Source organism: Moorena sp. SIO3B2 (assembly GCF_010692525.1).
GTDB classification, from domain to species: Bacteria; Cyanobacteriota; Cyanobacteriia; order Cyanobacteriales; family Coleofasciculaceae; genus Moorena; species Moorena producens.
Genome location: NZ_JAAHHE010000202.1, coordinates 3499 through 11712, shown reverse-complemented (window position 1 = coordinate 11712; position 8214 = coordinate 3499). Strand labels below are relative to the sequence as shown.

The 8214-nt window shown below is 44.5% G+C and carries 5 protein-coding genes; 3 read left to right on the top strand and 2 right to left on the bottom strand.

Going from position 1 to position 8214, the window contains the following annotated elements:
• Positions 1-603: 603 nt before the first annotated feature.
• Complete coding sequence (locus F6K38_RS27575) at positions 604-2886, bottom strand: M48 family metalloprotease (RefSeq protein WP_287358252.1); 2283 nt, start codon at positions 2884-2886, stop codon at positions 604-606.
• Positions 2887-3740: 854 nt separating this feature from the next.
• Here F6K38_RS27575 and F6K38_RS27570 point away from each other — a divergent pair.
• From F6K38_RS27570 to F6K38_RS27560, 3 genes are all read left to right on the top strand, one after another.
• Positions 3741-4838: a hypothetical protein gene (locus tag F6K38_RS27570; RefSeq protein ID WP_287358250.1), complete on the top strand. Its 1098-nt coding sequence runs from the start codon at positions 3741-3743 to the stop codon at positions 4836-4838.
• Positions 4839-5370: 532 nt separating this feature from the next.
• Positions 5371-5655, top strand: coding sequence for a hypothetical protein (locus F6K38_RS27565; protein ID WP_008185529.1), 285 nt, complete (start codon positions 5371-5373; stop codon positions 5653-5655).
• Between the two features lie 42 nt (positions 5656-5697).
• Positions 5698-7848, top strand: a complete 2151-nt coding sequence (locus F6K38_RS27560; protein ID WP_287358246.1) for an ABC transporter substrate-binding protein — start codon at positions 5698-5700, stop codon at positions 7846-7848.
• Positions 7849-7859: 11 nt separating this feature from the next.
• Here the strand turns inward: F6K38_RS27560 and F6K38_RS27555 are convergent, their stop codons facing one another.
• Positions 7860-8009: a hypothetical protein gene (locus F6K38_RS27555; RefSeq protein WP_154659825.1), complete on the bottom strand. Its 150-nt coding sequence runs from the start codon at positions 8007-8009 to the stop codon at positions 7860-7862.
• Positions 8010-8214: the final 205 nt, after the last annotated feature.

Sequence of the window (8214 nt, the reverse complement as noted above, 5' to 3'; positions counted from 1 at the left end):
TATAGTGTTTGGATTTGGGTTGTGAATACATGAACTAGAAACATGGTCCAGCAACTATCATCCCAGTGATTGATCCGTTCTGCGACCCTGCCGACCCTACATCTATATCAACCCCATCCGATGGTGGGCAGTGTCTAGAAACTATCATCCCAGTAATTGATCCGGTCTGTTCACTCCCTACATCAACCCCATCCGATGGTGGGCTGCTCTACTATTCCGATGATGGGCAGTGTTTAACCCAGCACCTTACGCAACTATGGTGGGCAGTGTATAGCAACTATCCTCGCAGTGATTAATCGAGTCTGATACACTGCCCACCCTACATCAACTATTCCGATGCTGGGCTGCTCTACTATTCCGATGGTGGGCAGTGTTTAACCCAGTGGTGCGTTACGGGGGGGACTTTCCCAAGGCTGGCTACGAGGTTGAAAATGACGGCGAGCCCCCCTAACGCACCCTACGCAACTATGGTGGGCAGTGTATAGCAACTATCCTCGCAGTGATTAATCGAGTCTGATACACTGCCCACCCTACATCTACTATTCCGATTCCCGATTCCCGATTCCCGATTCCCGATTCCCGATTCCCGATTCCCTAGTAATTTCAGGCTCCCACTTGGGAAATCAGATAAGCGCCGGATAGGGCTGCTACTGTAGCGAGAATGGTAATCCAAATGGGATAGTAGCTGCGAATTGGTTTATCTTCTTCGATACTGATGGTTTCAATATCAATCCAGGGATTAACACCCCGGCGAAACCAACCGGTGACGATTACGGTCTGGTTAACTAAATTACTAACACGGGTGGGTTGAGGTAGGATATTACCTAGTGGTCCGAGATAGGAACAGTAGTTTAGTCTGACTAAACCTGTCGGGGTTTGTAATATTAAATCCTGTCCGAGCCAATTGCGTAATCCCGAACGTCCTAATAGTTTTCCGCTTAAGAGAACAGGACGACTATCGGGAGGTAGAGTAGCGTTAGTGGCGAAATAATCTCCTAAGTCGGGGTCAGTACCGATATTGGTAGGTTTGAGGTCGGGAAAGTAATTATTAATCCAGAGAAAGACACTGATACTAAAGGCAATTAAGATACAAGCATCGATAAAGGAATTGGCATTATGTAGCCAAATTAACTGCCAAATGTCTAGCATGTCAGAGACTTTACCAATCATCCAAAGTATCCCTCTTAATGCTGCGCCCATAATTACGCCAAAAATTAGGGTGCTTTGTAGCAGGGGTAAGGCTTTGTAACTGTTGCTGAGTTTAGAGAAAAATTCAGCTCGATTGCGACTGGCAGGAATTAAAGCAGGTAAATCTAGTTCGGCATGAAGCTTGAGAAAGTGAGCGTAGCGCTTAGGTAAATGTAACCGTTCTCCCAGTAGAGGATGGGCAGAGTTGATGATTAACCAGTAGCGGTAGGGATTAGTACAGTCCCATTTCAAGATGTCTTCAAAGGGGGTGGTGGGGGAAAAACTGCCGATAACTATGGCTTGCTGATAACCGACCGGGAGTAAGACATCAAAGCTTTCTAATAGCCCACTGGTTTGGCCGGAAATTTGGATGTCTTCGCTAATCCCTAGGGCAATTTTTAGTAAGGCGCGGGTCAAGCCATTGGGATTACCTGTGGTTGAGATGGCGATGCGATCGCTATAGTAAACTCTAGCTCTAGATAACCATAGCAGCGGTAAGCTCAATACCCAGTAAATGCTGTAACTGAGGGAAGCAACAGTACCGGTAATTCCTAAAAGGATTGCGCTTAACCATCCGCTAGCACCAGGTAATTTAACTAGCAGTAATTCCTTTAGCTTCTCTGCCCACTGAGGGATTTGCCAATAGATAGTGTAAGGGATTTGAATAATTAGTACCCCTAGGGACATCAAGATGAAATCCCGATTAATAATATGTCCTAGCTGACCAGCGTAGATGTTGGCAATTTCATCATCTTTGAGCTGGTCTAATAATCCCTGACTAACTACAATGCGAGCAGTGCGAGGTAAGTTACCATAGGTCAGGGCTACGGTGGCGTCTGTGGGTAAGACTTTTAAGCTCGGTAAGGGCAGACGTCGTTTGCGGCAAACCTTTTGGATGACTTTAGCGGATTCTGGATGGCGGGAAGCTAGTTGAGTCAAGGATAGGGGTTCAAGACCATGAAACTGTTTTAGCAATCCATCCATTAACCAGGGCGATAGGATAAATAGGATTGCTAAGGTAATTCCTAGGGCTAAAGTTGGGTCACGGTATAACAATTGGAAGGGTTGGAACCAGGGTAACTCTACCAAGATGGAATTGATGGTTTCCATGGCGAATTCCACCCCTGAGCGCAGTAGCAAAAAAAATGCGATCGCAACCGTGATTGCTACTAACCACAACCGTTCCATCTTGGCAGATTTCAGGGCATGCCAATGCTGTGCTCGTCCACAGTTGCGCCATCGAGGACGAGGAGTGTAGAGGGTGGGAATATCCGGGGGAGAGTAGGGAACTGGTAATAGGGAAGAAGATGAAGCAGTCTGGTTTGGTTTACGGCTCAGTTTCAGTGGGCTATTCACTGGGCTAGAAGCCTGATCCTCTAGGGGGGTAAACCCTGTGGCATCAGTAGGGGATTTAGCAGCAACCGGATACTTGGTAATTAACTCAGCCTCAGTTTTAGCTGCCCATTCCTGTATCTGGGGGTCAGGGTGTTCCCTAAGGTGTTGGCAAAGTGCGATCGCTTTTTCTGGCTGACCATGCTTAGGATAAGCCTCGACTAGGGATTGAGAGGCTTCCGTCACAATGGAGTCATCCAACTCCATCTCACAGACACCTTCTAAGTGTGCGATCGCATCCTGGTAATTGCCCTGTTTGAGAGCTGCTAGACCAGCTGCCAGAGTTGGATTAGGAATAGATGCCATGAGGTTAAGAGTGTTTGTCCCTATCTTCCTTTAAGATAACCTTGGGCTACGGATTTGATCGCGCCTCAGTTCGATGTAATGATTTCACAGGTGTTGAGCAGTAGGCACGATCCAGACTTCAGTAATAATATAGCTTTTATGAATAGGTCATAAAAACTTAGGCTCATTTAGCCTACATCAAAAAATCCTCGAATATCTTTCCTAGTCTTAGCTGGTCTTTGATCCGAATTTTTATTGCTCCATCATCTTTTGTTTACATTTCATTGAAAAACCATAATAGCCCCATTGATTAGGGTGTATGCTAATAATTTTTGCTGCTGAAATTAAGGATTAATGATTGAAAGCATCAGCCTCTACATCAGCCTCTACATTCACAACGCTTTATGGGTAAGTTTTAGAGTTTTTTTCAAAAAAAAGTGGGGTTATAGGATAGCTAAATTATACCATAATTAAGCAACGCATGATAATGATATGTTGCTATAAACAACGCTTTTTCAGGGTGGAAAAATAATTTTTAAGCTGTTATTTTGTTACAAAAACGTTATTCCTTCGTAAATTAAGGAGTATATCTAGCGTTTATCGCCGTTATGAGGTACAGTATTCTTTGACGTTGATTCCCTGTTTTGATGCAGCGCATTCCTATTCCCTGTTCCCAGATCCGCTGTTCCCTAAAATCCCGAAATTTTGTACCTCATAGCTAGGATAATTGCTAGGAGGTACCTTTATTGATCCAATTCAGTGTGATATACTCATTTGAAAGTTGTGATCAAGGGAATGCATAATGTTAAATTACTAATCCAAGGGCTAGATAAATTACCCCGATTTATCCCATTTAATATTAAGGACATCATGCCATGACTTCACAAAATCCAATCCCGCCACAGTTAGGTGAGATGCCAAACCCAGAAATTCAGTCCACGGATAAAAATCCGTCTACTGAAGCACTAATAGAAGAAGGTGTTAACCGCATCGTCACCGAGATTGTTGATTCAGCGCTAGCACGGATTAGGGACCAGCAAGAGCGGCAACTAGTGCGCGATGGTATTGCTGATATCCTCGGTAACACACTCCAGGAATTGGTTGAGGAAAAACTGAATCAGCAACAGTCTCAGATATCCATGGTTGGAGGCATGGCTATCGGTGATGCTGTTAATACCGGTATTAATGCCGCCAAGCAAGTACAAGACCTAGGCTTTGTGGAGTTTACTGCTGGCTTAATTAACGGCACTTTCGATGCTATTATCGCTGCGACAATCAGACAGATCGAAGCCTATGCTGAGCTGGTTGCTAACCTAGCCAAAACCCTCAAGCAGTTTGAGGCTGAGAACGTCTCTGATGCGGAGATTAACGCACATCTTAATCAAAACTACCCGGATGGAGAGGGCGGCACTGTTGTACGCCCGAGCTATACATTTCGAGGTATACCTGCAGACAAGGACACTGGCAATTATCCCAAGTCTTATATTAATCAGTTAAGGGAGGTAGCAAGAGCATTAGAAGCAGAAACGGTCAATCTGGAACAACCCCTTAAACTCACTATCACACCAGAGCAGAAGAATTCTTTCACAGTTCCTCAAGTCCAACTAATTCGTCGGAAACTCTCTGAGTCACTGGCACAGAGCTTGATTGATCATCTCCGGGAGATGGCACGGCAGGGTATGGCACGGATTGTGATCACCGATGGTGAAATCCTTTCTAAACTTACCTTTAACGTTACTGCTACCGAAACAGAAACTAGACGAAAAAGCGAGTACGACCGTTTACAAGCTGGCGCTTCTATCCGAGCCAGTGCTAGGTGGGGATGGGGTCGTGCTTCTGTTGGAGCAAACTTCAACAAACTAAAAGTCAAAGCAACTAATGAAAGTTCATTTGATAACGTCACCATGAGTACTGAAATCATTGGTCAGGTTAAAATTCGCTTCCGCACCGAGACCTTCCCAATAGTAGAATAAAACGGATAAATTGATTACCTAATCACTTAAGTATTACAGCGGGATGATTGTTGCGATAGGTTAGCGCCTAGGGAATAGGAAAAGAGAGAGGAGTTTGGGGAGATTTGTTCCCTACTCCCTGCTCCCTGCTTCCTTATTAAGTAACTTCAATCATCCCCTATCTATCATTAGAGCACTACGCATTAAGAGGATATCTCCCAAGTTTTTTGATACTGAATTTTGCCCCCCTAGCCCCCCAATTCTGGGGGGAACAAGAATCCATTTGTTGGTAAAAGTCCCCCAAAATTGGGGGATTTAGGGGGCTTGAATGTAGCAAATGAGACTTCTCAGACAACCTCTAAGGTGTTTGACATTGTCTTGATGCAGTCGCTCATGGGGGGAACCCCCAAAACCGCTTAGGTGCGCTTTCCGCATTAAGAATTAAATTCGCCACGGGTCGCACCTCTGCATCGCTCCTAAACTCCGAAACTTAGTCATAACTTACTTCTAACTTCTGACTTCTAACTTCTGACTTGCGCGTAGCGCTATACCTATGGCTGACATCACACTAGGCAACTTGATTGCCCTGATCCTTGAAGAAGTATCTGACACCCTCGACCAGACAAATTCTGACAGCACTACAGAAACGAATTTAGAGGTTACAGATGTTTATTTTGATATTCCAGCCCATTTATACCTAAAAACCGATGGGCAATTTTTAAGTCAAGAGAAAACAAAATCACGAGTAATGATTAGTTTACCTTCAACTATAGAAACTCCCCCTGTCGGTAAACTAGGTCGCATCCGCATGACTATCGCTCCTGAAAAATCACGATAAGACTACTATTCCGAAGTTAAACACTTTTGCTAGTAAACTACTATGACTAATGAGGAATCATTAACAGCCAGCAACGGCAATACAAAAGGTAATACAAAAAACAATACAAACAGCAATACAGAGGAAAACACGGAATGGCAGCTAGCGGAGATGGTTGATGCGATCGCTGCTGAAATTGACCGTGCTGAAGATACTCTTTCTTTGAAATCTTATGCCCGTGGCAAGTCTATGGCGATTAAACAGCTTCAACTCGATATAGAAGTTAAGCTGCGCCGTACCTCTGACGGTAAAATCTTATTTCGGACTACAGACCCTGGGGAAAATAGCGCTACTGTTATCAAACTGGATTTTGCCCAAGTCCTAGAAAGTCAGTTACAAGGAGTGCGTAAGCAACTTGATCAACCGATCAGCACTAGGCCCCTGGCTACTCTACCTGGTATTACCGAGGCTGAGATCAAACAATTAAATGGCATTGGGATTTACTCAGTTAATGACCTTGAAGGCTACAGCCAAACAGCGGCAATGGTAGCTGAACTCAGCCGCAAAACTGGAATTGCTGATTCACGGATTCGGATATGGCGACAGCTACCGTTCTTGAGTGAGGTGAAACCAGCAAAAGGACTACCCGGAAGCCAGGTTGTGATTGAGGGAGGTAATTTTGGCGATCGCGACCCTAATGCCGCAGTTTTCTTCCAAGGTCAAGCAGTACAGATTCTTGAGTGGAGCAAGTCCCGTTTAATTGTTACCATGCCCGAAGTAACAGGCTCTGGTGTCTTGTTTGTAGTTATCGATGGTCAAAGCACCAATCTGCTGTCTTGGGAAGCAATCACCGTTGATTTACGAGTGCGAAATATTACTATCACACCAGATCAACCATTAGCAGGAGACCTGATTACCATTGAAGCGGATCTAATCAATCAAGGGAATAGTTCTTCTGATACCTTCGAGGTACAGTGGACAGTGGATAACAAGCCGCAGCCAATCCAATCCCACGGTCCGTTGCAGCCCAATCAGCGATCGCAAGACAGCAGTATCCGTCGCCAGCTCAGACTCGACCCTGGTTCCCACACCATCCGCTTCACTGCTGATCCACACCAGAAAAATTTAGACCTAAACCGAGCTAACAGCACCTTTACCAGAGAGATTGAGGTTAAAGGTCTAAACCAACTAACCATTGCTGATTTTCGTGATATCAATACCCTTGACCCACTACTCAATATTAACTACCCTTCAGCGAATATGAACTACGGTCCAGGGGATGTGTTGAGCCTAGTCTTCCGTGGTTTGGGTCGTCTTGATCCAAAAACAGGAGCTTTCGTAACCGATATTGCTACTCGTTGGTGGTGGATTGAAAATAAGGAAAATAATACTCGAATAATTTATTTCCAGCTTTCTGAAGAAGTGAGTTTCCATGACGGAAAACAGCTTACTGTAGCTGATGTAGAGTTTACCTATCAGGTATATAAAAAACTTAACTCAAGCCCAAATAAGCGGGTGATAAACATAATCAGAGATATCAATGTCGTTAATGATCGGATAATCAGCTTTGAAGTACTGTGGCCTTTTCTCAAAGAAGAGGAACGCAAAGACGATAATTCTGATCAAGTTGATATTGACAAAGATGATACCATTACGCCCATTGACCGGGAGCAGATTCAGTCTATCGAGAGCATTGATCAGATTGAGTCTATCGAAATCGTTGACCAACCACGCCCCCGCCCCATCGACATTGCTGAGTCTCCACTACCACGCTACATTGCCTCTGTGATGACTATCGGTATAGTACCGCGCCACGCTTACAATCAAAAAAGTTTTCAGCTGAAGCCCATTGGCAGTGGACCTTTCCAGGTTGAGAGATTTGACTCAGGCCAAGAAATTGTACTGAATGCTTTTCCCAAGTATGTAAAAGGTGCGCCACGATTGGATCGTATTGTTATTTCTGTCCTAGGGCAGCTTGATGCAGTCACAGAGGTAGTAAGTAGTAACAAGTATAATGCTGCGGTGCTACCATATACTGATAAACTCCATAGCCAGTTCAATAACAGAAAAGATTGGACTGTAATCCCAACTCCCCTCAACAAACCGGAGCTACTTCACCTACAATCTTCTAGTCTTCAGGAGCGATTACCCAACGATTTCGATACTAATTGGAATGCCCATCTTTGGTACTTTTATAGGGAAATCGTATTATAGTGGTTATGCTATTATGAAGGTTGGCGACGGGTTTTTAGTGCGTAGGGTGCGTTAGGGGCGGACTTGCCCTTATTTTTATCCTCGTAGGGTGCGTTAGGGACGGGCTTGCCCTCATTTTCTGCCTCGTAGCCAGTGTTGGGATAGCCCGTCCCGTAACGCACCGTCAAAGTTGGGATAGTCCGCCCCGTAACGCACCACCAAAAGTGTAAAAAAAATCCCAATTAAAGTAGGGTGGGCAAATTGATATTATCTAGAATACTCACCCATAACCAAAATGTTTTTTTTTGCCCACCCTACAACCTACAAGTCAGTAGGGTGGGCAAATTGATATTATCTAGAATACTCACCCATAACCAAAATGTTTTT

What these genes read in the sequence shown, in the direction of transcription:
- F6K38_RS27575 (WP_287358252.1), bottom strand. Translation starts at nt 2,886, where the DNA reads ATGGCATCTATTCCTAATCCAACTCTGGCAGCTGGTCTAGCAGCTCTC.
- F6K38_RS27570 (WP_287358250.1), top strand. Translation starts at nt 3,741, where the DNA reads ATGACTTCACAAAATCCAATCCCGCCACAGTTAGGTGAGATGCCAAAC.
- F6K38_RS27565 (WP_008185529.1), top strand. Translation starts at nt 5,371, where the DNA reads ATGGCTGACATCACACTAGGCAACTTGATTGCCCTGATCCTTGAAGAA.
- F6K38_RS27560 (WP_287358246.1), top strand. Translation starts at nt 5,698, where the DNA reads ATGACTAATGAGGAATCATTAACAGCCAGCAACGGCAATACAAAAGGT.